Genomic DNA, 3127 nt, shown 5'->3' on the forward strand with positions numbered 1-3127 from the left:
ACTATCGGCATTACGATAGTTTTAAAATTTGCATCTTTGATAACGAATGGCTGATTTGATTCATTTGCCTCGAGGGTAAATTCAGTGCCGTTCACTTGAGATAAAAAATCTAAAATATAACGGCTGTTGATTGCGAGAATAAAAGGTGTCTCAAATCCGTTTTCAATTTCTACAGCCGTTTTAGCTTCGATATTATCATCACTCAAACTTTCAAACAAAATAGCGTCTTGTTGAAAAGTAAGTTTGAGATCATTGGATATGGTCGTTATCTGCTTGATAGCGGTTACTATAGCGCTTTTAGGCAAGACAATAGAGCGTTGAGCTTCACGAGGGATAATTCGGCTGTAATCAGGGAATTTACCGTTAATGAGTTTGGTATAGAAAAGTGAGTCTTCGGATTTAATGATGAGATGGGTGTTATCGTAATAAATTTCAATATTGTCCGCAAAGAGTTTTTGAATTTCAATAATTGCTTTTTTAGGGACGATGATTGAAAGTTCTGCATCATTTTGACTGTCGATGTGAACAAGTGCAAGACGGCGAGTATCAGTAGCTACAAAATTGATTTGATTGCTTTTAATATCGATTAATGCTCCGTTGAGCTCAAATTTAGGATTGTTGGTATCTGCAGCAGGGGTGATTTTTTTGAGTGATTCAATCAAAACATGTGAGTTAATTACAATGTTAGGTTTGCCTTCCGTAGTCGGGAAAGATGGAAACTCTGAACTTTTATACGTTGGAAGTTTAAAGTTGGAGCGTTTTTGTTTGATATGAAGGGTGTCTTTTTCAAGAGAGAGTTCGATCTCTTCATCTTTTAAGATACGAATAATATCGAGTAATTTTTTACCGTTAGCAGTAAGAGAACCCGGTTCTTCTACGGTTACGGAGTTGGTTTGAATGACAAGTCCTATTTCATAATCAGTAGCTTTAGCTGTAAGAGTTCTTCCATCGGTAGAGAGCATGATGTGAGAGGTGATTTGGGATGTATCTTTTTTTTCTAAAAAAGGCTGTAGGTGTAGAAGGATATTTTCCAAAACCGACTTGTCAACGGTAATTTTCATAAAAGACTCCCTTTATTATTATATATCATCAGTTATAGTAGTTAGTAATAAGGGGGTGTGAATGGGTGAAAACACGCCATAAACTCCCATCTCTCCTGCTTTTGCAATGTGATGAACCCATTTGGTTTCATTCACATCTATTCACTTAGTACGAATTATATCTTTTTTAAAACTGCTTTACAAACACAAATTTTATTCGGAAGTAGCCATTGAGACTTTATTTGAGAGCTCTTCGACTTTTACGCGGAAATCTTCATCGTTTTTCATAAGCTCTTGAATTTTTTTCATCGTATGACTGACGGCGGTATGATCTTTCATTCCAAAATATTGAGCAAGCTGCGGCATTGAGTTTGGAGTTAAAGAACGTGCGAGGTAAATAGCGATACGGCGTGCATATACGATGTTGCTGTTTCGGCTTTTGGATCGAATTTCACTTGGCTTGATATTGAGCTCTTTGGCTACGGTATCCATAATGAGATCGGTTGTAATATTGCTTCGTTTTTCAGCCATTTGTTCTTTGAGTACATTTCGGGCAAATTCGATGGTGATGTCAACTCCCATCAACTGTGAATAGGCATTGAGTTTAGAGAGGATACCCTCGATTTCCCGAGTATTGTTTTCGATAATTGTTGCAACGTAGTTAATGACATCACGGTCGAGTTTAACGCGATTGATTTCACATTTTTTCTTGATGATTTCAATTTTGGTTTCGAGTTCAGGCGGTTGGATATCAGCAACGAGACCTGATTCAAAACGGCTTTTGAGCCGCTCTTCGAGTCCGCCGATTTTTTTAGGAGGTTTGTCTGATGTAATGATGATCTGCTTGTTTTCATTCCGAAGGGCATCAAAGGTGTGAAAAAACTCTTCCTGGATTTGGTTTTTATTACTCAAAAACTGGATATCGTCGATCAGGAGTAAATCACATTTGCGGTATTTATCTTTAAAACGGTCCATGGTCCGATTGCTCAGATGACGGGTAAAGTCATTTAGAAATTGCTCTACCGAGGTATAAATGACAGTTTTACCCTGTGCAAGCATTACATTTCCGACCGATTGCATGAGGTGAGTTTTGCCCAAACCGACACCGCCGTATAAAAAGAGGGGATTGTATGCAATTCCCGGTTTTTCACTGACGCTTTTTGCCGCTCCGTAGGCAAATTCGTTTGATCCTCCGACAACAAAGTTTTGAAAGGTATAAGAGGGATTGAGTAAAGATCCGCCGGGACGTTCAGTTGGTACTGGTGTAGAGATGTTTTGTGTCGAAGAGGGAGATACTGATTGTACTAAAATAGAAACCGTCGGTTTGACATTGGTTTTAATTTCAAATAAATGAGCTATTTTGTCAGCAAATTTTGTTCTGACCCAGTTGGCAATAAGAGCATTCGGGGCACGAAATACAGCTAGATTGCTTTTTGATTCGGCTTCATCATACGTCAGTTGTTTGATGTAGCGTTTGTAGTCAATCTCATTGATTTCATTTTTAAGTGCATTTAAAACTTGTATCCCGATTGAATTCATCTTTTCCCTTACCATGTGAATAGTGTTGACGAATAATATCGATATTTGCCTATAATTAGGATCAAATTAGATGTGAATAGAGTATATTCACTGATGTGAATAGGAAAAAGTATGAATATTTTAGGTATCGATCCGGGAACGAGAAATTGCGGATACGCAATCATAGCGATCGAGGGACAAAAATTGCGGCTTATAGAAGCCGGACTCATAAAAATAAAAGCAGAAGAGCTTCAATACCAAATCCCGCAAGTGGCTGAAGCGATTGAACAATTGTTTAGAACGCATACAATCGATGAAGTGGCAATGGAAGATATCTTTTATGCCCATAACCCTAAAACCGTTTTAAAGCTGGCACAGTTTCGTGGAGCGATCACCCTCAAACTTTTACAGGAATTCGGAATGTTTGCAGAATATACACCGTTACAGGTGAAAAAATCGTTGACCGGAAAAGCAAAAGCGGCAAAAGAACAGGTAGCGTTTATGGTAAAACAGATATTAGGGATAACGAAAGAGATAAAACCGCTGGATATAACCGATGCAATGGCAGT

At 38.2% G+C, this 3127-nt stretch carries 3 protein-coding genes; 1 reads left to right on the forward strand and 2 read right to left on the reverse strand.

Going from position 1 to position 3127, the window contains the following annotated elements:
* Nucleotides 1-1061, reverse strand: a 1061-nt coding sequence (dnaN, locus tag PHP90_RS01060; protein WP_299923934.1) for a DNA polymerase III subunit beta, incomplete at its 3' end; no start/stop codon positions are given.
* A 192-nt stretch (nt 1062-1253) separates the two neighbouring features.
* On the reverse strand, nt 1254-2579 hold the full coding sequence (dnaA, locus tag PHP90_RS01065; RefSeq protein ID WP_299923937.1) for a chromosomal replication initiator protein DnaA: 1326 nt from the start codon (nt 2577-2579) through the stop codon (nt 1254-1256).
* Between the two features lie 111 nt (nt 2580-2690).
* Here dnaA and ruvC point away from each other — a divergent pair.
* Nucleotides 2691-3127, forward strand: a 437-nt coding sequence (gene ruvC, locus PHP90_RS01070) for a crossover junction endodeoxyribonuclease RuvC (RefSeq protein ID WP_299923940.1), incomplete at its 3' end; no start/stop codon positions are given.

Origin of the sequence: Sulfuricurvum sp. (genome assembly GCF_028712165.1) — a bacterium.
Taxonomy (GTDB): Bacteria; Campylobacterota; Campylobacteria; order Campylobacterales; family Sulfurimonadaceae; genus Sulfuricurvum.

Bases quoted from the DNA above. Each gene is read 5' to 3' on its own strand.
- dnaA (WP_299923937.1), bottom strand. From the start codon at position 2,579: ATGAATTCAATCGGGATACAAGTTTTAAATGCACTTAAAAATGAAATC.